Source organism: Lysobacter sp. TAB13 (assembly GCF_052113885.1).
Lineage (GTDB): Bacteria > Pseudomonadota > Gammaproteobacteria > Xanthomonadales > Xanthomonadaceae > Lysobacter > Lysobacter gummosus.
The window spans coordinates 176,576-198,781 of record NZ_JBFRDR010000004.1 but is presented as its reverse complement, the minus strand read 5'-3'; the positions used below and the strand labels follow the sequence as shown (position 1 = coordinate 198,781).

Here is a 22,206-nt window from a genome sequence, read left to right as displayed (position 1 = left end):
CAGGTTACGACATAGACCCATCCCGTTGACGACCCAGGCATTGCGCGCCCGCGCCCACACCGGCAGATCGATGGCGGCGTTGCCCATGTAGTCGAAGCCGCGCTCACCGAAACGCTCGGCCAGCGCCTGCGCTTTGTTCACGCCCGACAGATTGACACCATCGTCGCTGGCCAGCACCAGATCGAACACGCCCAGATGGGTCGCGACTTGTTGCGCGAATTTCGTATGGCTCGCGGTACACAGCACGCGCGGCCGTGCCTGGGTCTGGCGCAATGCGTCCACCACGCGTTCGTCGTACGGCAAGGTGGCGACGTCCAGCTCGACTCGCGAGGCGATTTCATGCTTCAGCGCGGCTTTGCCCCGCAGCAGCCAGAACGGCAGCAGGAGCAGCAACAGCGGACGCTTGCTGAGCAAGGCCAGCACCGACTCGTACAGCAGATCGGATTTCAGCAAGGTGCCGTCGAGATCGACACACAGGGCGACGGTGCTGCACTCGGTTTGAGGCGTATGTTCCGTCACCGCTCGCGATCCTGGGTGGTTGAGGTGAGTCGAACGCGAACAAGTGCGATCGCCGCGGCCTTGCCCGTCGAAATAGGATCAAAGCCAGATCGGCGGCCGGACATGGGTTACTCCCGCTGCAGGATCGAACGCCATGCGGAAACCACCTGCGCTCCCGCCAGATGCTCGGTAAAATAACCACGCGCCTGTCTGGCAAGAGAATACCTGCCACGGGAATCCTCGGCGAGCGACACCAAAGCCCGCGCCAGGTCGCTCGCCTCGGCGGTCTCGACCGCCAACAGCGGCGGAGCCGGAACCGCGTACGGCAAGGACATCTTGCCCTGGCTGACGATGGCCCGTCCGGCGGCCAGATACATGTAGAGCTTGAACGGCAACACCCGTGCGGCCTTGCCTTCGCCGCCGAATACGCCCAGGCAGATATCGGCATCGGCGATCTCCGACGCCAGCGTCTCCAGCGATTGCCATTGGCGCACCCAGCTCACTTGAGCGGCGTCGTGTCCGGCGATGAACTCGCTCAACGCAGGCCCCAGCTGTCCGTCACCGATGAACCTGAAGTGGAAACGGCCGGCGTGCCGCTCATCGCTCAACAACTGGTGTATCGCCGACAGGATCGTCGGCACGCCGTGCAACGGAATCAGCGTACCCACGAACAGGACACGCAGGGGCTCATGCGAGTCTTCCGCGCCGGGTGGCGAGGCCAGAAACGGCGCTTCGTCGATCGCCAGGGGCAAGGATCGCACTTGCTGCGGCTGCAGGTCGAAGTCGTCGATCATACTGAGCCGGTTGGCCTCGGTATCGACCAGAACCATGGACGCGGCGCGCAAGGCGCGGGCTTCGAAACGCTTGATCCATCGCGAGGCCACGGAGCCGCCGCCGCTGCGATCGCGATCGCGGAACATCGAGTCCCATATCGAGATGTAGGCATCGACGATGCAGTAAGGACGGCTGCCGCGCGGCAGCCACGAGGCCAGCCACATGAAGAAGACGCTGGGATAAGGCACGTAGACCGGAACGCTCTCGCCGCCGCGCGCTGCCCACAGCACTCGCAACAAGCTGCGCAGATTGCCGAAACCCAGGCCTGCCAGCGCACGCAATTGCTTCAAGGGCGAAAGATGCCGCAGCGTCCACAAATGCAGATGCGGCGGCAATTCCTGGCCGAGATCGCGAATGCTCACAACCTCGTGCGCCTGCAGCAGTTTCAAAGTCTGCTCGGCGTTGGGATAACCCGACCCGGATGCGCGCAGCCCGGCGACGACCAGGGTCTGCGCGATCATCGCCCTGCTCCGTTACCACGCAGCCAGGCGTGTCCGGCCAAGGTGCCGACGCATTCGCTGGCCAGGATCAGAGCCCGCGCGGCGACTACACCGGCCAATACGCTGCTCGCCTGGGCCGCGCCGGACATCGAGGCGATCACCGATTCGCGCACGCCCAGGCCGCCCGGCACCAGAATCGCAAGCACGCCGGCAACCGTGCCGGCGAACAGCGCCTGGATGAAACCCAGGGTATCGGCGGGCTCGACCAGCAACACATAGGCGCCCGCATAAGGCAGCATCGCCAAGGCATAACCGAATAACGACGACGCCAGCGGTACGACCTTCACGGTGCTGCGCTTACCGATCAGCAAGGCCGCCGCGATCAGAACGAAGACGGTCAAAAGCGCGGCCGCGCCAATCCACAAGGCGCCGTCCGGCCGGCAGATCAACGCGGACGCGGCCAGTGCGATCGCGGCGCAGATCGACAGCGAGAACCCCTGCTCCAACACGCCGACGATCACCGTCGTTCGCGACGAAACGCCGAACCCCGACAGCATCAATCCGCGGCCGAGAACATGGCCGATACCGACCGGCACATACTTGGCGAGCAAGGTCGCCAGCCATACCGCGCTCAACCGCGGGCCGGTCACGCCGACGCCGAAGGCTCGGTTGGCCGACGCGAACGCGGCCGCGTTGAAAACCAGCGACAACGCGAACAGCACGAACGCCAGCAACAAGCGACCTGGGTCGATGGCGGCGATCGCTTGCAGAAACTGCGGCCCCTGCACGCCCAGATAGCGGGCCGCGAACACCAGCGCCGCTATCGCCAGCGCATATCCCAGGCCCAGGCGCCAGAACTTGCCCGAGTCAGTCGCCACGATCGTGGTCGGCCCGCACCCAGCGGTGCAAATACTGGAACGTCACGAATCCGCGGAACGGCCAGAAATCCAGGCACTTGGCCGGCACCAGACTCCAGGCCTTGGATTCGATCAAGCGAACGTTGCGGCGTTCGCCGCGCGGCTCCAGCCCGGCCGCGCGGCCGAGGCGGATGATGTCGCCGCGCGCGAAAAACCGCAGGTGGGTCCGATCGTGGATGCCGCGATCGCGCGCCGGCCACGTGCCCAGCAATCCCAGCGCGAGGAAGGTCGAAAGATGACGGACATTGGGAATGCTCGTGATCACGCATCCACCGACGGCCAGGCGCTCGGTCAGCGCCTGCAGCACGGGCAACGGCTCGGCCAAGTGCTCAAGCACATCGGCGCAGATGATCGCGTCGAAGGGCTCCTGCGCGGCCAGGGCGCGAATCGTTTCGGGATCGTCGATCCGCCCTTGCAGTATTTCGTCAAGATTCTCGCGCGCATGCGCGGCCAGTTCCGGCGAGGGCTCGACGCCGATCACGCGTACCTGCGGGCAACGCTCACGGATCAGCGCCGCGCTCATGCCGGCGCCGCAGCCCACGTCCAGCACCCTCTTGCTCTGCGGCGGAAGCAGTCGCACGACGTCGGGACGAGCGCCTGAGTAGCCGCGAAAACGGCTACGCAGTCCGCCGCCGGTCCCTGCTAACGCCATTCGGGCTTCTCGTCGGGATCGACTCCCGCGTCTCGTCCGTGCAGATAGGTCAGGCCGGTAATCTGCTCGGACACCAGTCCGATCAGGAAAACGATGACCGAGGCGCTGAGCATCAACGCGCTCATATTGGTAAACCGGCCCTGGGTCGCGAAGGTCCAGGCGTAGTGGCCCAGGCCCAGCAAGGCGAAGGCGATCGCCGTCGGCGCGAACAACTTCAAGGGCGAATAAAGTGTGGCGATCTTGAAGATGATCAGCAGAAAACGAACGCCGTCTCGCAGCGGGCGGATGTGGCTTTGCGTGCCAACCCGCCGCGCAACCTCGATCGGCACATAGGTAACCGGATAGGCGCTGCGAAAGAACGCCATCGTGCTGGTCGTCGGATAACTGAACCCGTTCGGCAGCAGATGCAGGAACTCGCGGAACTTGCTCGCCCGCACCGCCCGGAAGCCGGAGGTGAGGTCGAGTACCTTGTGCCCGGTCATCCAGCTGGCGAGGCGGTTGTAAAGCGCGTTGGCCAGGCCGCGGCCGACGCTGGCCTGGCCGTCGGAGCTGCGGGCGCCCACGACCATGTCGTAGCCCTGCTGGAGGCGCTCCAACAGCAGCGAAATGTGGTTCGGATCATGTTGGCCGTCGGCGTCCATGAATACGATGACCTCGCCGCTGGCCGCGCGGGCGCCGCGCTTGATAGCCGCGCCGTTGCCCATCGAGTACGGCGAGGACAGCACCCTGGCCCCCAGTTGGGCGGCGACGGCGGCGGTGTCGTCGGTGGAACCGTCGTCCACCACGATGACCTCGGCGGCCGGAAACGCCTGACGTAGTGCCGGCAGCGTGCGCTGCAGCCCCTCCGACTCGTTCTTGGCCGGTAAAACGATAGATATATGCATGCCACCTCCCCGTGGCGCAGGATACCGTGTCCAAGTTGGACTCGATACCGCCGGGCTGCAGAATAGCGACACCGGTCAGCTCGCCGGGAACTGAGATTGAGGTAAAGTCAGGGTGGGGAAAACTGAGGGCTGAAATGTCCACCGTCGCTACTGCCAATTTGGTGGGGATCACCGGCATCGCCCGGCGTTTAGTCATGGACGGCGCCTTGGACGAGGTCAAGGCGCGCGAAGCCATGACCGCGGCCAGCGCCGAGCGCAAGCCACTGGCGTCCTATCTGGCCGAACACCGGCTGGCCACGTCGGCGCAGTTGGCCGCGGCCAACTCGATCGAGTTCGGCGTACCGCTGTTCGACCCCGCCGCGATGGATCCGGGCCAGTCCGCGATCCGTTCGATCAGCGAAGAGCTGATCCGCAAACACAACGCGCTGCCGCTGTTCAAGCGCGGCAACAAGCTGTTCATCGGCCTGTCCGACCCGACCAACACCGCCGCGCTGGACGACATCAAGTTCCAGACCAACGCCGCGGTCGAGGCGATCCTGGTCGATGACGAGCTGATCCGCCGCACCCTGGACCGCTGGCTGGAGAACTCCGACCAGCTCGCCGCCGCGGTCGGCGACGGCGAAGGCCTGGACACGCTGGAGATCGGCCGCGACGACGACCTGGCCAATGTCGGCGCCGATACCGGCATCGACGCCAAGGGCGACGACACTCCGGTCGTGAAGTTCATCAATAAGGTGTTGGTCGATGCGATCCGTCGCGGCGCCTCCGACATCCATTTCGAACCCTACGAAACCGAATACCGCGTGCGCCTGCGCATCGACGGCCTGCTCAAGCAGGTCGCCAAGGTGCCCAACAAGCTGCATGCGCGCATCGCCGCGCGCCTGAAGGTCATGGCGCAGCTCGACATCGCCGAGAAGCGCGTGCCGCAGGACGGACGCATCAAGCTCAATCTGTCCAAGACCAAGCAGATCGACTTCCGCATGAGCACCTTGCCGACTCTGTTCGGCGAGAAAATCGTGCTGCGTATCCTCGACGGCAGCGCGGCGCGGCTGGGCATCGAGAAACTCGGCTACGAGGACCATCAGCGCGACCTGTTCGTCGGCGCGGTGCAAAAGCCTTACGGCATGGTGCTGGTGACCGGCCCGACCGGCTCGGGCAAGACGGTGTCGCTGTACACCGCGCTCAACATCCTCAACGACGACCAGCGCAACATCTCCACGGTCGAAGACCCGGTCGAAATCCGCGTGCCCGGCATCAACCAGGTACAGATGAACGTCAAGCGCGGCATGACCTTCGCCGCGGCCCTGCGCAGCTTCCTGCGTCAGGATCCGGACGTGATCATGGTCGGCGAAATCCGCGACCTGGAAACCGCCGAGATCGCCATCAAGGCCGCGCAGACCGGCCACATGGTGCTGTCCACCCTGCACACCAACGACGCCCCGCAGACCATCGCGCGCCTGATGAACATGGGCGTGGCGCCGTACAACATCACCTCCTCGGTCACCCTGGTGATCGCCCAACGTCTGGCCCGCCGCCTGCACGACTGCAAGCGCGAGGTGCATCTGCCCGAGCACGCCCTGCTCGCCGAAGGCTTCACCCCCGAAGAAATTGCCGCCGGCGTCAAGCTCTATGAGCCGGTCGGGTGCCCGGATTGCACCGAAGGCTACAAAGGACGTACCGGCATCTATCAGGTCATGCCCATGACCGACGAAATCCAGGCCATCGTGCTCGAAGGCGGCAATGCGATGCAGATCGCCGCCGCCGCCACCCGGTCGGGCGTGCGCGATCTGCGCCGCTCGGCCTTGGACAAGGCGATGAACGGTGTCACCAGCCTGGCCGAAATCAACCGCGTAACCAAGGACTAAGCCCATGTCCGCGACCCGAACCGCCACCAAGCAAGCCACCCAGACCGCAGTACGCCGGGCCAACCCGCTCGACATGTTCGTCTGGCAGGGCACCGATAAGCGCGGCATCAAGATGAAGGGCGAGCAGGCGGCCAAGAACGCCAACCTGCTGCGCGCCGAACTGCGCCGGCAAGGCATCACCCCGACCGTGGTCAAGCCCAAGGGCAAGCCGCTGTTCGGCGCCTCCGGCAGCCGCATCACCCCGGGCGAAATCGCGATCTTCAGCCGCCAGATCGCCACCATGATGAAGTCGGGCGTGCCGATCGTGACCTCGCTGGAAATCATCGGCGAGGGCCACAAGAACCCGCGCATGAAGAAGCTGTTGAACTCGGTGCGCGCCGACCTGGAAAGCGGCTCGTCGCTGCACGAGGCCATGAGCAAGCACCCGGTCCAGTTCGATGAGCTCTACCGCAACCTGGTCAAGGCCGGCGAATCGGCGGGCGTGCTCGAAACCGTGCTCGACACGGTCGCCAACTACAAAGAAAACATCGAAACCCTCAAGGGCAAGATCAAGAAGGCCTTGTTCTATCCGGCCACCGTGGTCGCAGTCGCGATCCTGGTCAGCGCGGTCCTGCTGATCTTCGTGGTGCCGCAGTTCCAGGCCACGTTCAGGAGCTTCGGCGCCGACCTGCCGGCCTTCACCTTGATGGTGATCGGGCTCAGCGACTTCATGATTTCCTGGTGGTGGGCGATCCTTCTGCTGTGCATCGGCGCGGTGGTCGCTTTCATCATGGCCAAGAACCGCTCGCCCGCCTTCGCCCACTTCCTGGACCGGGCCATGCTCAAGATCCCGGTCGTCGGACAAATCCTGCACAACGCCGCCATCGCCCGCTTCGCCCGCACCCTGGCGGTGACCTTCCGCGCCGGCGTGCCACTGGTCGAGGCGCTGGACACCGTGGCCGGCGCGACCGGCAACGTGGTCTACGAAAAGGCGGTCCTGCGCATCCGCGACGACGTCTCGGTCGGCTACCAGGTCAACATGGCGATGAAGCAGGTCAACCTGTTCCCGCACATGGTGATCCAGATGACCGCGATCGGCGAAGAGGCCGGCGCGCTCGACACCATGCTGGTCAAGGTCGCCGAGTTCTACGAGCAGGAAGTCAACAACGCCGTGGACGCGCTGTCGAGCCTGCTGGAACCGCTGATCATGATCATCCTCGGCGTGATCGTCGGCGGCATGGTCATCGCCATGTATCTGCCGATCTTCAAACTGGCTGCGACGATCTGATCGGCAAAGTATCCTTCGCACATGGCATTTCTAGATCAGAACCCCGGCCTCGGGTATCCGCTCGCGGCCGGACTCGGACTGCTGCTGGGCAGCTTTTACAACGTGGTGATCCTGCGCCTGCCCAAGCGATTGGAGTGGGAGTGGAAGAAGGACGCGCGCGAAGCCCTGGAGCTGCCGGAGATCTACGATCCGCCGCCGCCGGGCATCGCGGTCGAGCGTTCGCACTGCCCGCACTGCAAGCACCAGTTGTCCTGGTACGAAAACATCCCGGTATTCAGCTACTTGGCGCTGCGCGGCAAGTGCCGGCACTGCAAGACGCCGATCTCGATCCAGTACCCGGCGGTCGAACTGCTGACCATGTTGCTGATGGTCGCCTGCGTGGCCCGCTTCGGCTTCGGCTGGCAGGGCTTCGGGGCGATGGTGTTCACCAGCTTCCTGATCATCCTGTCGGGCATCGACCTGCGCACGCAGTACCTGCCCGACAGCCTGACCTTGCCGCTGATGTGGCTGGGCATCATCGCCGCCAGCGATAACCTGTATTTCCCGGTCAAGCCGGCGGTGCTCGGCGCGATCGCGGGTTTCACCAGCCTGTGGCTGGTGAACTGGGTCTACAAGCAGTACCAGGTCGTGGTCAAACGGGTCAAAGACCCGCGCGAAGGCATGGGCGGCGGCGACTTCAAGCTGCTGGCGGCCATCGGCGCCTGGGTCGGCCTCAAGGGCGTGCTGCCGACGATTCTGATGTCGTCCCTGGTCGGCGCGGTGATCGGCTCGATCTGGCTCGCGCTCAAGGGCCGCGACATGGGCATTCCGATTCCGTTCGGCCCCTACCTGGCGATCGCCGGCTGGATCGTGTTCTTCTGGGGCGAGGCGCTGCTCCAAGCCTACCTGCGGTTCTCCGGGCTCGGCTGAGCATGGCCGCGTTCTGCGTCGGCGTGACCGGCGGCGTGGCCTCGGGCAAGAGCGAGGTGACCCGGCGCTTCCAGGCGTTGGGCGTGGTCGTCGCCGATGCCGATGTGGCCGCGCGCGCCGCGGTCGAAACCGGCAGCGAAGGATTGGCCCAGGTCGTCGCGGCCTTCGGTCGCGACATTCTCGATGCCCAGGGCGCGCTCGATCGCGCGGCGATGCGCCGGCTGGTGTTCGGCGATGAAACCGTGCGGCGCCGGCTGGAAGCCATCGTCCATCCGCTGGTGCGGGCCATGCTGCGGTCGCAATGCGAAGGCGCGGCAGGCGCCTACGCGATCGCGGCGATTCCGCTGCTGGCCGAAGGCGGCGGGCGCGAGGCTTACCCGTGGCTGGACCGTTGCTTGGTCGTGGACGTGCCGGTGGCGGTGCAGCAGGCCCGGGTGATGCGACGCGACGGCATCGAGGCAGAGCTGGCCCAGCGCATGATGGCGGCCCAGGCGACGCGCGAGGCGCGGCTGGCGATCGCCGACGACATCGTCGTCAACGACGGGCCGATCGAGGCGCTGCAGGTACAAGTCGAGGCACTGGACCGGCGCTATCGGGCGATGGCGGAGAGCCTGCGGGGCTGAAGGTGCGTGGTAGGCTGAGCCAGAAGTCTCAGATTTGAGAGCCTGTGGCGAATTGAGCCGAAGGCGTCGGGCCTGAAGGCCCTCCCACAAAAACCCTGCCGCAGTCGCGGAGATCTTGTGGGAGGGCCTTCAGGCCCGATGCCTTTCGATCCGATAGCACCGCCCCTACCCGCTTGCCCCTTTGCAGGCAACTCGAAGCAGACCCGCCTACGGCGCCTTGAACAAGCTAGGCGCACCACCTCAAGCAGCCGCCCACAAACTCCGTATCGCAGCGATGCCCTGGGCACCATGCCGTCGGGCTTCATCAAGATCGCCCGGGCCCAACCCGCCGATCGCATAGATCGGCAGCGACACCGATTCGCGCATGGCCGCGAACGCTTCCCAGCCGATACCGAGCACGCTCGGGTGGCTCGGGGTCGGCCTGATCGAGCCGACGACGGCGAAATCGCAGCCCAGCGCCTGCGCCGCGCGCAGTTCGTCGGCGTCGTGGCACGAAGCGGCCAGCACGGCACCAGTCGCGATCGGCCGCTCGCCCAGCTCCCGCAGCTGCGTCGCGCGCAGATGCAGGCCGGCGCCTAGCGCGTTGGCCAGGGCGATGTCGCCGTTGATCAAGACCTCGGCCTTGGCCGCGCGGCAACGCTTGACCGCGGCCGCCGCCAGACGCGGCCAGCGCTGCCCGTCGCCGGCGCCCAGCTCGGGCGCGCGCAGCTGCACCCGGCGCACGCCCGCGGCCAGGGCGGCGGAGAGCGCGGCCAGCCATTCGTCGTCGTTGTCGCCGGGTTCGGGCGTGACCAGGTAGCGATCGGCCTGCTCCAGCGCCGCCACCACCGGCCGGTCGGCCGGCGGCATCGCGTAGCTGGCGAGTTTGTGCGGCGGCACCCACACCAGGGCCTGGCCCTCGCGGCCACGCGCGCTGCCGCGCCAGGCGCGGATCTCGCGCACGTCCAGGACCAGTCGTTTGTCGGGATACGCCTGCGGCACCCGGATCAGCGCGGCGCCGACCTCGGTCTCGATGCCGAGTTCTTCCTGCAGTTCGCGGCTCAGCGCCGCCTCGGCGGTTTCGCCCGGCTCGCGCTTGCCGCCGGGGAACTCCCACAGCCCGGCCAGATCGCGGCCTTCGGTGCGGCGGCTCAACAGGATGCGGCCGCGCGCGTCGCGGATGACTCCGGCGACGACTTCCACTACCCGCGAATGGGAAACAGGGAACGAAGAATCGGAACTGGAGCCGTCGGATTCCGCCTTACGACTCCCCATCATCGATTCCCGATTCCCGCCGGCTTCAGCCCAACTGCCCATGACAGTGCTTGTACTTCTTGCCGCTGCCGCAGGGGCAAGGATCGTTGCGGCCGACGTTGGCGAACGCGTCCTCGGACACCTGCGCGGCTTCCTCGTCGGCGCCGAAACCGCCGGCGCTGGCGTGCTGGAACTGCAACTGGCGCGACTGCGCTTCGGCCTGGGCGCGCTCCTGCGCTTCCATCTGCGCGATTTCGTCTTCGCTCTGGATGCGCACGCGCGCCAGGATCGTCACCACTTCGCGCTTGACCTTGTCGAGCATCTCGGAGAACAGCTCGAAGGCTTCCTTCTTGTATTCCTGCTTGGGCTGCTTCTGCGCATAACCGCGCAGATGGATGCCCTGGCGCAGATAGTCCATGCGCGCGAGGTGTTCCTTCCAGTTCTGGTCGAGCACGTTGAGCATGATGTGCTTTTCGAGCATGCGCATGGTTTCGCTGCCCAGCTGCTCTTCGCGCGTACTGAAATGCCCGGCGACCGCTTCCTGGACCTTCTGGCCGACCGCGTCGGAGTCGAGCTCGTCGGCCTGGTTGGCGATTTCCACCAGCGGCACATCGACGTTGAAATCCTGCGCGATCGTCGCCTGCAGACCCGGCAGGTCCCACTGCTCATCGACCGAATTGGCCGGCACGTAACGCTGGACGATGTCGGCGACCACGTCGGCGCGGATGCCTTCCACGTTGTCCTGCACGCTTTCGGCTTCCAGCAACTCGTCGCGCTGGCCGTAGATCACCTTGCGCTGGTCGTTGTTGACGTCGTCGAAGTCGAGCAGGTTCTTGCGGATGTCGAAGTTGTGCGCCTCGACCTTGCGCTGCGCGTTGGCGATCTGCTTGGTCACCAGCGGGCTTTCGATGATGTCGTCTTCCTTCAGGCCCATGCGCGCCATCACGCGCTGCACCCAGTCGGCGGCGAAGATGCGCATCAGGTTGTCTTCGAGCGACAGATAGAAGCGCGAGGAACCCGGATCGCCCTGACGGCCGGCGCGGCCGCGCAGCTGATTGTCGATACGGCGCGATTCGTGGCGCTCGGTGCCGACGATGTGCAGGCCGCCGGCGGCCTTGACCGCGTCGTGACGTTCCTGCCACGCCGCCTTCAGGCGCTTGTGGGTGACTTCATCGACCGGCTCGCCGTTGTTCTGCGCGGACAGATCGGCCAGCTCGGCTTCCAGCGAACCGCCGAGCACGATGTCGGTGCCGCGGCCGGCCATGTTGGTGGCGATGGTGATCGCGCCCGGACGGCCGGCCTGGGCGATGATGTTGGCCTCGCGCTCGTGCTGCTTGGCGTTGAGCACTTCGTGCGCGACGCCGGCAGCGGTAAGCTGCTGGCTGAGCATTTCCGATACTTCGATCGAAGTCGTGCCGACCAGTACCGGCTGCTTGCGCTCGTAGGAGGCCTTGATCTCGCCGAGCACCGCGCGGTACTTGCCGGCGCGGTTGAGGAACACCTGATCGGAATGGTCCTTGCGCTGCATCGGGCGGTTGGTCGGAATCACGATCACTTCCAGGCCGTAGATGCTCTGGAATTCGTAGGCTTCCGTATCCGCCGTACCGGTCATGCCGGACAGCTTCTTGTACATGCGGAACAGGTTCTGGAAGGTGATCGAAGCCAGCGTCTGGTTCTCGCGCTGGACCGGCACGCCTTCCTTCGCTTCGACTGCCTGATGCAGGCCATCGGACCAGCGGCGACCCTGCAGGGTGCGGCCGGTGAATTCGTCCACGATCACCACTTCGCCGTCGCGGACGATGTAATCGACATCGCGCTGGTAGATGGCGTGCGCGCGCAACGCGGCGTTGAGGTGATGGACGACCGAGATGTTGTGGCCGGCGTACAGCGAATCGTCTTCTTCCGACAGGATTCCGGCCTTGCGCAGCAGCTCCTCGGCGTGTTCCTGGCCGGCTTCGGACAGGTACACCTGCTTGCCCTTTTCATCGACCCAGTAATCGCCGTCGCCGTCTTCCTTCTCCTGGCGGGTCAGCGAGGGAACGATGCGATTGACCTTGATGTACAGCTCCGGCGATTCGTCGGCCGGGCCGGAGATGATCAGCGGAGTGCGCGCTTCGTCGATGAGGATCGAGTCGACTTCGTCCACGATCGCGTAATGCAGGCTGCGCTGGAAACGGTCGTCCTTCGACAGCGCCATGTTGTCGCGCAGGTAGTCGAAGCCGAATTCGTTGTTGGTGCCGTAGGTGATGTCGCTGGCGTAGGCGGCATGCTTGTCGCTGTGCTGCATGCCCGGGTAGACCACGCCGACGCTCAGGCCCAGCCAGTTGTAGAGCTTGCCCATCCACGCCGAGTCGCGGCGTGCGAGGTAGTCGTTGACGGTGACCACGTGCACGCCCTTGCCTTCGAGCGCGTTGAGGTACACCGGCAGCGTGCCGACCAGGGTCTTGCCTTCGCCGGTGCGCATCTCGGCGATCTTGCCCAGATGCAGGACCATGCCGCCGATCAGCTGGACGTCGTAATGACGCATGCCCAGCACGCGGCGGGACGCTTCGCGGCAGACCGCGAAGGCCTCCGGCAGCAGCTTGTCCAGCGCCTCGCCGTCGGCGATGCGCTGCTGGAACTCCGGTGTCTTGGCCTGCAACTGGGCGTCGGAGAGTTTTTCCATCTCCGGCTCGAGCGCATTGATCTTGACGACCGATCGTTGCAGTTGGCGCAGCAGGCGATCGTTGCGGCTGCCGAAAACGCGGGTAAGCAAGCTGTTGAGCATGAACGGGTCCGTGTAAAGCGAACGGGGTTGCACAGGCGGGACGTGTTAAGAACGCGTTGCCGCCGGCAAGTTCCCCAGGAATCCAGTCGACCGGCCGATCCGTCGCGTCAGGGCTCCCCTTGCGGTTCGCCGAAACGAAATCGGGGGCGCCATGCGCCCCCGATCGGATCGAGCCTGGTCTTTGGCCACACGCATTCTAGCGTGGGGGGCGACCTGAACGGTATCAAGGGGGATGTGCGCCGATCGAATGTGGGACTTTGCCCAATTCCACGGTTTCGCTGTTTGACTGGATCTGAGATCGGCTTGGTTTGAGGCTGGCGCAGTTCGTGCTTTGGCGACTCCGGCCCGCCGCAGTGCGGCGGTCGTTCAACGGGCCGCGAGCCAGTGGCTCGCAAGCAGGCCCGTCTCACCCTCTGAGCGGCGACTGCTGATTGAGGAACTTGACCGGATTCACTACCCGGCCGCTTTCCCATACCTCGAAGTGCACGTGGGCGCCGGTGGAACGGCCGCTGGAGCCGGCCTTGGCGATCTCCTGCCCGGCGCGGACCAGCTCGCCGACCTTCATCAGCAGGCGCGAGTTGTGCGCGTAGCGGGTCACGTAGCCGTTGCCGTGATCGATCTCGACCACGTTGCCGTAGCCCGAACGCACGCCGGAGTAGCTGACCACGCCGTCGGCCACGGCCAGGACCGGGTCGCCGACGTCGGCTTCGAAATCGATGCCCTTGTGGAACGCGGCGCCGCCGTTGAACGGATCGGCGCGGCCGCCGAAGCCGGAGGTGATGTAGCTGTTGGCGATCGGCGCGCGCGAGGGCACCGCGTTCATGTCGATCTGGCGATTGAACAGCAGCGCTTCGAGCACCGACAACTGCTCGCCGGAGGCCTTGAACTGGCTCGCCAGTTGGTCCATGCCGGCGTTGAGCTCGGGCTTGGCCATGTCGCGCACGGGACCGGCGCCACCGACGCCGACCGGCTTGTTGAAATCGAACTCGCCGTCCTGCAGCTGGCCGATGCGGGTCAGGCGCTCGCCCAGGGCGTTGAGGCGGTTGGCCTCGGCCTGCAGCTCGCCCATGCGCGCGGCCAGGGCGTTGATCTCGCGCTGCGCGTCGCGGCGGGTGGCGGCGATCTGGCCCTGCTGCTGGGCCAGTTCGGCGCGTAGCATGCGGTTGTCGGCGATGCCGGCGCCGGCACCGATGGTGACTCCGGTGCCGAGCAGCAGCGCCATGACGAGCGCGGGGCGGCGAGCGCCGATCCGGCCGCACTGCTGGAAGAAACCATCCAGCCTGGCGCGCGTGTTGTTTACGATGGATTGATAGGTCATGTGTCCGATGTCTGATTACAAGCCCAAAAGGCCGCCATCGCGCGGCCCATCCTCGCCGCGCATCGCTATGGATGCGCTGGCGGGAGCAGACCCCGCTACCGGCAACCCGGGCGGTTCCATCGTCCGGCGAGCGCTGTGGCTCGACGAACTGGACCGTCGGTTACGCCCCTACCTGCCGCCTTCGATCGCCGCGCATGCGCGGCTGGCCAACTTCGAACGCGGCAGGCTCGTGTACGTCGTCGATGCCCCGGTGTGGCGCGCCAAGCTTCGGCTCGCGGCTCCGGAACTGCTCGACGCAGCCCGATCCATCGGACTGGATACGGCCGAACTCGTCGTCAAGACGACGGTTCCCAACCCGGCGGCAGCACCGGTTCGGAAGGCCAAACCCATGTCGGCCGCGACGCAAGCTGCGCTGCAGGCCGCACTGGCGTCGTTGAACAAGCCCGATCCGTCGGGTTCCAACGATGCCAGCTGACGCTCGGTAGGCTCGCGCTTCAGGGGGCGAGCCGGCGGGGGTCCGAGTGCCGGGTCGGGGAATCCTACTGGCCGGGACCCCGGGGTTTGTTAAGCGTTCGGAAGGGTTCCAGAAAAGTTTCGTTAGAAAAACGTTAAGGCGTCACGCTACGTTCACGAGTGTGACCGAGTTAACGTTCCTGACTTTTTGCGGCCGGCGTCACGGGGCCGGCGGGCTTCGCATAAAGCCGGAGGAGTCCGGCGCGAAGCGGGCATCGCGGCGCGGCCGGATGCCCTTGGGTCGATCGAGCGCCGTGGCGGGCGCGTTGCGGACCTCGGCGAGGCGCGGGTCCGGCGTTGTCCGGGCGACCTATCGGGGCGACCCGGCGCTATTTCAGGCGGCGTATCCGGCCGTCAGCGGTTCGCCGTAGGCGACCGGAACCGGCTCGGCGTCGCTGTAGCTCACCAACTCCCAGGCCGAACGCTCGGCCAGCAGCGCGCGCACCAGCTTGTTGTTGAGCGCGTGGCCGGACTTGTGGCCTTCGTAGGCGCCGATGATGGGATGGCCGGCGAGATACAGGTCGCCGACCGCATCGAGGATCTTGTGACGCACGAACTCATCGGCGTAGCGCAGGCCGTCGTCGTTGAGCACGCGGAATTCGTCGAGCACGATCGCGTTGTCCATCGAGCCGCCCAGGCCGAGGTTGCGCTCGCGCATGTATTCCAGATCGCGCATGAAGCCGAAGGTACGCGCGCGGCTGACTTCGCGGATGTAGTTCTCGGTGGAGAACTGCACTTCCGCGCGCGACTGCGAGGCCGGAATCGCCGGATGGTCGAAGACCACGGTGAAGCCCAGGCGGAAACCTTCGAACGGCTCGAAACGCGCGACCTTGTCGCCTTCGCGCACTTCCACCGGATGCTTGATGCGGATGAAACGCTTGGGCGCGTCCTGCTCGGCGATGCCGGCGGACTGCAGCAGGAACACGAACGGACCGGCCGAGCCGTCCATGATCGGTACTTCCGGCGCCGACAGTTCGACATAGCAGTTGTCGATGCCCAGCCCGGCCATGGCCGAGAGCAGGTGCTCGACCGTCATGACCTTGCCGACGCCGTAGGTGAGGCCGGTGCACAACGTGGTCTCGGTGACCAGATCGGCGCGCGCGGGCATCTCCACCACCGGGTCGAGATCGACGCGGCGGAACACGATGCCGGTGTCCACCGGGGCCGGACGCAGGGTGAGAAAAACCTTCTCGCCGCTGTGCAGGCCCACGCCGGTGGCGCGGATCACATTCTTGAGGGTGCGCTGACGCAGCATGGTCGTGGGGACTTCCGCGAAGTTCTTGTTCTGGGATTTTGCTGGCTGTCCGTCCGCAAGGCGCGAGGGCCGCGAGGACGGAATAGCTAATGGGGACGGACACGAAACTGCGCAAGATTAGCACGCAGGTCGCTGAACCTGAACGAAAAGGACGCACTGTCCCGCCGTTGTCAACAGCAAGCGTCAAACTGACCGGTCGGCCCGCCCTTGCGGGGTCGGGCCGACCGGCCCAAAGCCCCGCGCGATAACGCCGGGGCAAGATGCCTCGGGCCGGGGACGAGTCCGGCCCTTGGGTGGTTCTTGAAGCAGGAACGAGCTAAGAGGAGTGAGCAGTGAGTAAAAGCCGGGCTTCTACTCGTTTCTCACTCCTGCGCACTCATTCCTGGCTTCAACGCCTCAATCCGCCTGGCGGCGCAGGAACGCCGGGATGTCCAGGTAGCTGTTGTCGCTGCCGAAATCGGCCACGGCCGGACCGGTCGGTTCCTGGCGGGTGTTGCCGCGCAGGCTGCCGCCGAAGCTCGGCATCGGCGCATGGCCGACGTCGTCCATGGCGCCGAACTCGGGCTGGCCGGTGGTCGCGTTGCGCACCAGCTGGATCGGCGTGCGCTGCGATTCGCGGTCATAGCCCTGGCCGCGCACCGACTGCTTGGCGGCGACGCGGTTGAGGCCGGTGGCGACCACGGTGACGCGGACCTCGTCCTGCATGTCCGGATCGAGCACGGTGCCGATGACCACGGTGGCGTCTTCGGAAGCGAAGCCTTCGATAGTGCGGCCCACTTCGTCGAACTCGGCCATGGTGAAGTCCGGACCGGCGGTGATGTTGACCAGGATGCCGTTGGCGCCGGCCAGGTTGACGTCGTCGAGCAGCGGGTTCTGGATCGCCGACTCGGCCGCGGCCTGAGCGCGGTCGTCGCCGCGCGCGGCGCCGGTGCCCATCATCGCCAGGCCCATCTCGCTCATCACGGTGCGCACGTCGGCGAAGTCGACGTTGATCAGGCCCGGACGCACGATCAGATCTGCGATGCCCTGCACGGCGCCGAGCAGCACGTCGTTGGCGGCGCGGAAGGCCTGGATCATCGTCGCGTTGCGGCCGAGCACGGTGATCAGCTTCTCATTGGGGATCGTGATCAGCGAATCGCAGTGGTGCGACAGCTCCTCGATGCCCTTGAGCGCGACCTGCATACGGCGGCGGCCTTCGAACGGGAACGGCTTGGTCACGACCGCCACGGTCAGGATGCCCATCTCTTTCGCGAGCTGAGCCACGACCGGCGCGGCGCCCGTGCCGGTGCCGCCGCCCATGCCGGCGGTGATGAAGACCATGTCGGCGCCGGTCAGCGCGTCCATGATGCGTTCGCGATCTTCCAGCGCCGCCTGACGGCCGACTTCCGGATTCGCGCCGGCGCCCAGGCCCTTGGTGACGTTGCTGCCCAGCTGCAGCTGCAGCTTGGCGCCGCAGTTCTTGATCGCCTGGGCGTCGGTGTTGGCGGTGATGAATTCCACGCCGTCGACGTTGCCGCTGACCATGTGCGCCACGGCGTTGCCGCCGCCGCCGCCCACGCCGACGACCTTGATGACCGCGTTCGGGGCCATTTTTTCAACCAATTCGAAATGTGCCATGTCCTCGTCCTCTAGTTTTATGTACTGCTAGTTATTGGGTGGGGGATGTATGCCAGTACGCTCGCCACGCTGCCCGCTTGTCGGCCATGGCGCCCTCGCCTCGGCCGTGAGACTCCGATACCGCCGCGTCAGAACTCGCCGCGATACCAGTTCTTGATCTTGTTGAAGAAGCTGCCGGCGCGGCCGGTGGAGATCACCGGACGGCGCGGGTTTTCGATCTGGCTGCCCATCAGCAGCAGGCCCACGCCGGTGGCGTGCACCGGATTGCCGACCACTTCGCCCAGACCGGTGACGTGCTGCGGAATGCCCACGCGCACCGGCATCTGCAGCATTTCCTCGGCCAGCTCGACCACGCCTTCCATCTTGGCCGCGCCGCCGGTCAGGACCATGCCGGCGCGGACGTGATGCTCGAAACCGGAGCGGCGCAGCTCGGCCTGGATCATTTCGAAGATTTCCTCGTAGCGCGCCTGCACCGCCTGCGCCAGCGAGTGGCGCGGCATGCGCCGCGGCGGACGGTCGCCGACGCTGGGCACCTGGATCGATTCCTCGGCGGTTGCCATCTGCGCCAGCGCGCAGGCGTAGCGCACCTTGATCTGCTCGGCTTCCGGCGTCGGCGTGCGCAGCATGTGCGCGATGTCCTCGGTGACCTTGTCGCCGGCGATCGGCAGCGACGCGCTGTGCGCGATCGCGCCCTGCACGAACACCGCGATGTCGGTGGTGCCCGCGCCGATATCGACCAGCACCACGCCGAGCTCGCGCTCGTCGCTGGTCAGCACCGCGTTGCTGGAAGCCAGCACGCCCAGGATCAGATCGTCCACCTGCAGGCCGCAGCGCTGCACGCACTTGCTGATGTTGGCCGCGGCCGACTGCGCGCACACCACCAGGTGCGCATGCACCTCCAGGCGCACGCCGGTCATGCCGACCGGATTGCGGATGCCTTCCTGCGAATCGTCGAGCACGTAGTCGCGCGGGATCGCATGCAGGATCTTCTGGTCGGCCGGGATCGCCACCGCCTTGGCCGCGTCCAGCACCCGGTCCAGATCGCCGTAGGTGACCTCGCCGTCGCGGATCGGGGCGATGCCCTGCGAGTTGCGGCACTGGATGTGGTTGCCGGAAATCGAGGCGTACACCGAGCGGATCTCGCAGCCGGCCATCAGCTCGGCTTCCTCGATCGCGCGCTGGATCGACTGCACGGTGGATTCGATATCGACGACCACGCCGCGCTTGAGCCCGCGCGATTCGTGCGAGCCGATGCCGATCACCTCGATGGGATTGCCGGGCGAATACTCGCCCACCAGCGCCACCACTTTCGAGGTGCCGACGTCCAGGCCTACGATCAGCGACTTGTCGCCTTTGCGATTCATGACTGTCCTTGCTGCTGCTTCGGTGCCGCCGCCGGCGCCTGTACCGGCGCCCACGACAGCGAAAAACCATTGGTGTAACGAAGATCCGCGCGCGCCAGCACCTGCACCCGCTGCGCCATCAACTGCGGCAACAACTTGACGAAGCGGCTCAACCGCGCCCGCGCCTGGCTGCGGCCGACCACGATCTGCGCGCCGTTGGCCAGGCCCAGGGTCCAGCTGCCGCGCTGATCGACTTCGATCTGCTTCACGTCCAGGCCGATCGGCGCGAACAACTCGCGCGACTCGTTGTACAGCGCGACCACATCGGCCACGCGCGTGTCCGGACCGCCGAACTGCGGCAGGTTGGCCGGCACCTGGATGTTGCTGATCGGGAACAGGCGGCCCTGCTCGGACAACAACTGATCCTTGCCCCAGCGCGCGAACGGCTTGTGCTCGATCACGCTGACTTCCAGCACGTCGGGCCAGCGCTTGCGCACTTCGGCGTGCTCGACCCACGGCAGCTTCGCCACCGCGTCCTGCGCGCGCGGCAGATCGACCGCGAAGAAACCGCGCTGCGCATACGGCAGCAGGGTCTTGCGCAGCGCCGCCGCGTCGACCCGCTCGAACTCGCCGGTCACGCGCAGGCGCTTGAGCGGCCACTGGTTCGCGCCGATCCAGCCGTTGAGCACGGCCACGACCGGCAGCGCGACCAAGGCCAGCGCCAGCACCCATCCGACGAGTCGCAGCAGGGCGTTCACGCCACCGCACCTCCTTGCACGGTCGCTTCGAGCACGCGCCAGCACAGTTCGTCGTACTCGATGCCGAGCTGACGCGCGGCCTTGGGCACCAGCGAATGACTGGTCATGCCCGGCGCGGTGTTGACCTCGATCAGGTACAGCTGTCCGCTGGTGCGGTCGCGCATGAAGTCCACGCGGCCCCATCCCTTGCAGCCGGCGGCGACGAAGGCCTCCATCGCCAGGCGGCGGATTTCCTCTTCGATCTCGCCTTCCAGGCCCGGACACAGGTATTGCGTGTCGTCGGCGATGTACTTGGCGTGATAGTCGTACCACTCGCCCTTGGGGACGATGCGGATCGACGGCAGCGCGGTGTAGCCCTCGCCGTTGATCAGCACGGCCACGGTGAGTTCCTCGCCGATCACCATCTGCTCCATCAGCATCTCGCCGGGATAGCGCGCGGCCAATGCGACGGCATCGTCGATATCGGCGTCCTTGAGCACGCGCGACACGCCGACGCTAGAGCCTTCGCTGGACGGCTTGATGATCACCGGCAGGCCGATCTCTTGCGCCGCCGCGTGCACGTCGTCGCCCTTGGCGATGCGCTTGTACTTCGGGGTCGGCAGGCCGGCGCCGATCCACACCTGCTTGGTGCGGATCTTGTCCATCGCCAGCGCCGAGCCCAGCACGTCCGAACCGGTGTAGGGCACGCCGAGCGCTTCGAGCACGCCTTGCAGCACGCCGTCTTCGCCGCCGCCCTTGTTGCCGTGCAGGATGTTGAAGACACGGTCCACGCTGCCGGCGCGAATGGCGTCGATCAAGGCCGGAATGCCGTCGACCGCGAATGCGTCCACGCCGCGCGAGCGCAGCGCTTCGAGCACGCCGCGGCCGGAATCCAACGACACCTCGCGCTCGGAACTGGTGCCGCCCATCAGCACGGCGACGCGGCCGAATACCGCCGGATCGGTGACGCGAAGCGGAGCGAACTGCGAACTCACTTGGATTCTCCTTGGAAACCGTTGCTCGACAACTGCTGCGCGGCCGCGCCGATATCGCCGGCGCCCATCAGCAACAGCAGGTCGCCGTCGTTCAATACGTCCGGCAGCACACCGGCCAGATCGGCGGCGGTGTTGACCACCACCGGGTCGATGCGGCCGCGCGCACGGATCGCGCGCGCCAGCGACTTGGCGTCGGCGCCGGCGATCGGCGCTTCGCCGGCCGGATAGACCTCGGTCAGCACCAGCGCGTCCACCGACGACAGCACCGCGGCGAAGTCGTCGAACAGATCGCGGGTGCGGCTGTAACGATGCGGTTGGAACGCCACCACCAGACGCTTGTCCGGCCAGCCGCCGCGCGCGGCGGCGAACACCGCTTCGAGCTCTTTCGGGTGATGGCCGTAGTCGTCCACCAACTGCACCGTCGCGCCCTTGTCGGTCTTGATCTGGGCGAGCAGGTTGAAGCGGCGGCCGATGCCGGCGAATTTCTCCAGCGCGCGCGCGATCGCATCGGGCTGCACGCCCAACTGCCACGCCACCGACGCGGCGGCCAGCGCGTTGAGCACGTTGTGCCGGCCCGGCAACGCCAGCGTCACCGCGGTGCGGGTCGCGTCGGGCAGGCACAGGGTGAAATGCATCGCGCCGGCGTTCTGGCTGACGTCTTCGGCGCGCACGTCGGCGGTTTCGTCGAAGCCGTAGGTCATCACGTGGCGCGGCGTTTCGGCGGCGAGCTTGGCGACGTTGGCGTCGTCGATGCACAGCACGGCCAGGCCGTAGAACGGCAGGCGGTGCAGGAATTCCTCGAACGCGGCCTGGACCTTGGCGAAATCGCCGCCGTAGTTTTCCAGGTGATCGGCGTCGATGTTGGTGACGATGGCGATCTGCGGATTCAGGCGCAGGAAGCTGCCGTCGCTTTCGTCGGCCTCGGCGACCAGCCACTGGCCGCCGCCCAGGCCGGCGTTGGCGCCGGCGGCGAGCAGCTTGCCGCCGATCACGAAGGTCGGGTCGATGCCGCCCTCGGCCAGCACGCTGGCGGTCAGCGAGGTGGTGGTGGTCTTGCCGTGGGTGCCGGCCACGGCGATGCCGCGGCGGAAGCGCATCAGCTCGGCCAGCATTTCCGCGCGCGGCACCACCGGAATGCGCTGCGAGCGCGCTTCCATCAGTTCCGGGTTGTCGCGCTTGATCGCGCTGGACACGACCACGCAATCGGCGCCGAGCACGTTGGCGGCGGAATGGCCGCGGTGCACGGTGACGCCCATCGAGGCCAGGCGGCGGGTCACGGCGTTGTCGGCCATGTCCGAGCCGGACACCTGATAACCCAGCGTGCACATGACTTCGGCGATGCCGCTCATGCCGGTGCCGCCGATGCCGACGAAATGCACGCGCGGAAACGCCTTGGCCAGATCGCCGGTGTGCTGCAGGCGGCGGCGGAGTGCGGTGCTCATGCTTTGAAATCCGGGAGTCGGGAATGGGGAATCGGGAATCGGGTGAAGCGGGTTTCGTCGCGATTTGAAACTTTGTCGGTGATACCAGGCGCGAATG

General features: G+C 66.3%; 17 protein-coding genes and 2 pseudogenes. 5 read left to right on the top strand and 14 right to left on the bottom strand.

All coding sequences use genetic code 11. The annotated features are described in order from the left end of the window. Positions 1–6: 6 nt before the first annotated feature. From AB4Y92_RS07000 to AB4Y92_RS06980, 5 genes and pseudogenes are all read right to left on the bottom strand, one after another. A pseudogene (locus AB4Y92_RS07000) lies at positions 7–477 on the bottom strand (UbiA family prenyltransferase); the annotation flags it as partial. 149 nt (positions 478–626) lie between these two features. Next, entirely contained in the window at positions 627–1,793 is a 1,167-nt protein-coding gene (locus AB4Y92_RS06995; RefSeq protein WP_441818962.1) for a glycosyltransferase, read from the bottom strand. Further along, positions 1,790–2,650: a hypothetical protein gene (locus tag AB4Y92_RS06990; RefSeq protein WP_441818961.1), complete on the bottom strand. Its 861-nt coding sequence runs from the start codon at positions 2,648–2,650 to the stop codon at positions 1,790–1,792. Before AB4Y92_RS06990 ends, AB4Y92_RS06995 begins: the two co-directional genes overlap by 4 nt. Continuing rightward, positions 2,640–3,269 carry a class I SAM-dependent methyltransferase gene (locus AB4Y92_RS06985; protein WP_441818960.1) on the bottom strand — a complete coding sequence of 210 codons (630 nt, stop codon included), beginning with the start codon at positions 3,267–3,269 and terminating at the stop codon, positions 2,640–2,642. The genes AB4Y92_RS06990 and AB4Y92_RS06985 overlap by 11 nt, the downstream gene beginning before the upstream one ends. Positions 3,270–3,331: 62 nt before the next feature. Further along, the gene (locus AB4Y92_RS06980) at positions 3,332–4,225 is read right to left on the bottom strand and encodes a glycosyltransferase family 2 protein (protein WP_215059771.1); all 894 of its coding nucleotides are present in this window, start codon (positions 4,223–4,225) and stop codon (positions 3,332–3,334) included. A 134-nt stretch (positions 4,226–4,359) separates the two neighbouring features. Between AB4Y92_RS06980 and pilB the strand changes: the two genes are divergently transcribed. Genes pilB through coaE form a run of 4 tightly spaced genes read left to right on the top strand, consistent with a single transcriptional unit; the run spans position 4,360 to position 8,889 of the window. After that, positions 4,360–6,090 (top strand): type IV-A pilus assembly ATPase PilB, encoded by a 1,731-nt coding sequence (pilB, locus tag AB4Y92_RS06975; RefSeq protein ID WP_441818959.1) that lies wholly within the window; start codon positions 4,360–4,362, stop codon positions 6,088–6,090. 4 nt (positions 6,091–6,094) lie between these two features. Next, positions 6,095–7,357, top strand: a complete 1,263-nt coding sequence (locus AB4Y92_RS06970) for a type II secretion system F family protein (protein ID WP_441818958.1) — start codon at positions 6,095–6,097, stop codon at positions 7,355–7,357. A 21-nt stretch (positions 7,358–7,378) separates the two neighbouring features. Further along, positions 7,379–8,266, top strand: a complete 888-nt coding sequence (locus AB4Y92_RS06965; RefSeq protein WP_441818957.1) for a prepilin peptidase — start codon at positions 7,379–7,381, stop codon at positions 8,264–8,266. A gap of 2 nt (positions 8,267–8,268) precedes the next feature. Then, a complete protein-coding gene (coaE, locus tag AB4Y92_RS06960) occupies positions 8,269–8,889 on the top strand; it encodes a dephospho-CoA kinase (RefSeq protein WP_441818956.1) in 621 nt (206 codons plus the stop codon). A 240-nt stretch (positions 8,890–9,129) separates the two neighbouring features. On the opposite strand, the gene AB4Y92_RS06955 is transcribed toward coaE, so the two are convergent. From AB4Y92_RS06955 to AB4Y92_RS06945, 3 genes are all read right to left on the bottom strand, one after another. Then, the gene (locus AB4Y92_RS06955; RefSeq protein ID WP_441818955.1) at positions 9,130–10,143 is read right to left on the bottom strand and encodes a Nudix family hydrolase; all 1,014 of its coding nucleotides are present in this window, start codon (positions 10,141–10,143) and stop codon (positions 9,130–9,132) included. Between the two features lie 25 nt (positions 10,144–10,168). Beyond that, positions 10,169–12,889, bottom strand: coding sequence for a preprotein translocase subunit SecA (secA, locus tag AB4Y92_RS06950; RefSeq protein ID WP_441818954.1), 2,721 nt, complete (start codon positions 12,887–12,889; stop codon positions 10,169–10,171). 406 nt (positions 12,890–13,295) lie between these two features. Next, the gene (locus tag AB4Y92_RS06945; protein WP_215059372.1) at positions 13,296–14,207 is read right to left on the bottom strand and encodes a M23 family metallopeptidase; all 912 of its coding nucleotides are present in this window, start codon (positions 14,205–14,207) and stop codon (positions 13,296–13,298) included. Between the two features lie 7 nt (positions 14,208–14,214). Here AB4Y92_RS06945 and AB4Y92_RS06940 point away from each other — a divergent pair, with 7 nt between their 5' ends. Continuing rightward, complete coding sequence (locus tag AB4Y92_RS06940) at positions 14,215–14,682, top strand: DUF721 domain-containing protein (RefSeq protein ID WP_083512651.1); 468 nt, start codon at positions 14,215–14,217, stop codon at positions 14,680–14,682. 372 nt (positions 14,683–15,054) lie between these two features. On the opposite strand, the gene lpxC is transcribed toward AB4Y92_RS06940, so the two are convergent. The 6 genes and pseudogenes from lpxC to murC all read right to left on the bottom strand — a co-directional run bounded on the left by lpxC (position 15,055) and on the right by murC (position 22,109). Further along, positions 15,055–15,975 (bottom strand): UDP-3-O-acyl-N-acetylglucosamine deacetylase, encoded by a 921-nt coding sequence (gene lpxC / locus AB4Y92_RS06935; RefSeq protein WP_057944109.1) that lies wholly within the window; start codon positions 15,973–15,975, stop codon positions 15,055–15,057. Between the two features lie 396 nt (positions 15,976–16,371). Beyond that, positions 16,372–17,592, bottom strand: a complete 1,221-nt coding sequence (gene ftsZ / locus AB4Y92_RS06930) for a cell division protein FtsZ (RefSeq protein WP_235113830.1) — start codon at positions 17,590–17,592, stop codon at positions 16,372–16,374. A 128-nt stretch (positions 17,593–17,720) separates the two neighbouring features. Further along, complete coding sequence (ftsA, locus tag AB4Y92_RS06925) at positions 17,721–18,956, bottom strand: cell division protein FtsA (protein WP_057944111.1); 1,236 nt, start codon at positions 18,954–18,956, stop codon at positions 17,721–17,723. A 56-nt stretch (positions 18,957–19,012) separates the two neighbouring features. Then, positions 19,013–19,693: pseudogene (locus tag AB4Y92_RS06920) on the bottom strand (cell division protein FtsQ/DivIB); the annotation flags it as partial. Beyond that, positions 19,690–20,667 carry a D-alanine--D-alanine ligase gene (locus AB4Y92_RS06915; protein WP_441818953.1) on the bottom strand — a complete coding sequence of 326 codons (978 nt, stop codon included), beginning with the start codon at positions 20,665–20,667 and terminating at the stop codon, positions 19,690–19,692. The pseudogene AB4Y92_RS06920 and the gene AB4Y92_RS06915, both read right to left, overlap by 4 nt. Then, positions 20,664–22,109 (bottom strand): UDP-N-acetylmuramate--L-alanine ligase, encoded by a 1,446-nt coding sequence (murC, locus tag AB4Y92_RS06910; protein WP_441818952.1) that lies wholly within the window; start codon positions 22,107–22,109, stop codon positions 20,664–20,666. The genes AB4Y92_RS06915 and murC overlap by 4 nt, the downstream gene beginning before the upstream one ends. Between the last annotated feature and the right edge of the window lie 97 nt (positions 22,110–22,206).

Coding starts and splice junctions, on each gene's coding strand:
- AB4Y92_RS06995 (WP_441818962.1), bottom strand. CDS start 1,793: ATGATCGCGCAGACCCTGGTCGTCGCCGGGCTGCGCGCATCCGGGTCG.
- AB4Y92_RS06980 (WP_215059771.1), bottom strand. CDS start 4,225: ATGCATATATCTATCGTTTTACCGGCCAAGAACGAGTCGGAGGGGCTG.
- pilB (WP_441818959.1), top strand. CDS start 4,360: ATGTCCACCGTCGCTACTGCCAATTTGGTGGGGATCACCGGCATCGCC.
- AB4Y92_RS06970 (WP_441818958.1), top strand. CDS start 6,095: ATGTCCGCGACCCGAACCGCCACCAAGCAAGCCACCCAGACCGCAGTA.
- AB4Y92_RS06965 (WP_441818957.1), top strand. CDS start 7,379: ATGGCATTTCTAGATCAGAACCCCGGCCTCGGGTATCCGCTCGCGGCC.
- coaE (WP_441818956.1), top strand. CDS start 8,269: ATGGCCGCGTTCTGCGTCGGCGTGACCGGCGGCGTGGCCTCGGGCAAG.
- AB4Y92_RS06955 (WP_441818955.1), bottom strand. CDS start 10,143: ATGGGGAGTCGTAAGGCGGAATCCGACGGCTCCAGTTCCGATTCTTCG.
- secA (WP_441818954.1), bottom strand. CDS start 12,889: ATGCTCAACAGCTTGCTTACCCGCGTTTTCGGCAGCCGCAACGATCGC.
- AB4Y92_RS06945 (WP_215059372.1), bottom strand. CDS start 14,207: ATGACCTATCAATCCATCGTAAACAACACGCGCGCCAGGCTGGATGGT.
- AB4Y92_RS06940 (WP_083512651.1), top strand. CDS start 14,215: ATGTCTGATTACAAGCCCAAAAGGCCGCCATCGCGCGGCCCATCCTCG.
- lpxC (WP_057944109.1), bottom strand. CDS start 15,975: ATGCTGCGTCAGCGCACCCTCAAGAATGTGATCCGCGCCACCGGCGTG.
- ftsZ (WP_235113830.1), bottom strand. CDS start 17,592: ATGGCACATTTCGAATTGGTTGAAAAAATGGCCCCGAACGCGGTCATC.
- ftsA (WP_057944111.1), bottom strand. CDS start 18,956: ATGAATCGCAAAGGCGACAAGTCGCTGATCGTAGGCCTGGACGTCGGC.
- murC (WP_441818952.1), bottom strand. CDS start 22,109: ATGAGCACCGCACTCCGCCGCCGCCTGCAGCACACCGGCGATCTGGCC.